Origin of the sequence: Mangrovicoccus sp. HB161399, from assembly GCF_013184745.1 — a bacterium.
Lineage (GTDB): Bacteria > Pseudomonadota > Alphaproteobacteria > Rhodobacterales > Rhodobacteraceae > Mangrovicoccus.
The window spans coordinates 1-1183 of sequence record NZ_JAATVU010000246.1; the positions used below are offsets into that span (position 1 = coordinate 1).

1 protein-coding gene is annotated in these 1183 nt (G+C 64.9%); it reads left to right on the forward strand.

The window, feature by feature from the left end:
• Positions 1-90 precede the first annotated feature (90 nt).
• Positions 91-1179, forward strand: coding sequence for an IS4 family transposase (locus HCC78_RS32645; RefSeq protein ID WP_172332834.1), 1089 nt, complete (start codon positions 91-93; stop codon positions 1177-1179).
• The last annotated feature ends 4 nt before the right edge of the window (positions 1180-1183 follow it).

Consider the following 1183-nt stretch of genomic DNA (forward strand, 5'->3'; position numbering starts at 1 on the left):
CAGACTACACGACACTGGTTGATTTGGGGTGGCGGCGATCGGCGGAAGGGAGTCTCCTGACGGACTCGACCTCGCCAAAGGAACGGCCCGTTGAATATCCGCGCTCTCGCCGATCTGCAGAAGACGCTAGCCCCGCATGTCCCGCTGGGCAAGTCCCGCCTCGAAACACTCAGCCTCATCCTGCTGGGCATGATCGGCGCCCGCACGGTGAACCTCACGCATGTCGCGACTGAGCGGCCCGGTCGCGCCAAGGTTGCGTCGACCTACCGTCGGATGCAGCGTTTCTTTCAGCACGTCGACCTGCCTGAGGACTGGACGGTCCGTCTCGTCGTGGCGCTGATCGGCAACCCGCGGCCGTGGCATCTCTGCCTCGACCGGACCAACTGGAAGATCGGCAGGGCGGATGTCAACGTCCTGGTCCTGGCCGTGGTCACCACGCGGTTCCGGGTTCCGCTGATGTGGACGCTGCTGTCCCATTCCGGCAACTCCACGACGGCGCAGCGCATCGCGCTGATGAACCGGTACCTGCAGCATTTCGATGTCTCCACGGTGCGCATGCTGATGGCCGATCGCGAATTCATAGGCCAGGAATGGATGGCTTTCCTCGTGGACAGGAAAATCCCCTTCGCGATCCGGATGAAGGAGGATCAGATTGTCCGCGTCGAGGGCCGCGACCTTTCCCTGCGATCCTGGCTGTCGCGCTGCAAGGGCGTGCGCGGCTTCACCGCCATCCTGCCCGGCCGGGACGGACATCCTGATCTCGAACTCCATTTCGGCGCCCGGCGGATCAGGGGCGGAGAGCTTCTGGTCGTCGCCTCCTCGCGCCCCGGCAGCGGCGCGCGCATCCTGCGGCTCTACCGCAAGCGCTGGCTGATCGAATGCCTGTTCGCCGACAGCAAGACCCGCGGCCTGAACCTCGAGGACACACGCCTCTCGCTCGCGCGCAAGTTGTCCTTGCTGATCGCCATCCTGGCGCTTGCCATCGCCCTGGTCTGCCGGACAGCGGCGGCGCTCATGGGAACGAAATTCCCCGGCAGGAAGGCCCACGGATACCTGTCGAAGTCCTGGTTCCGGACCGGCCTCGACGAGACGAGGCGATTGCTCCGGTCGCACGCCGAAACCCCGCCAAGCTTCCGCAAGCTTGTCATGCCAAGGCGTCCAAGACAGGGAGTCGTGTAGTCTG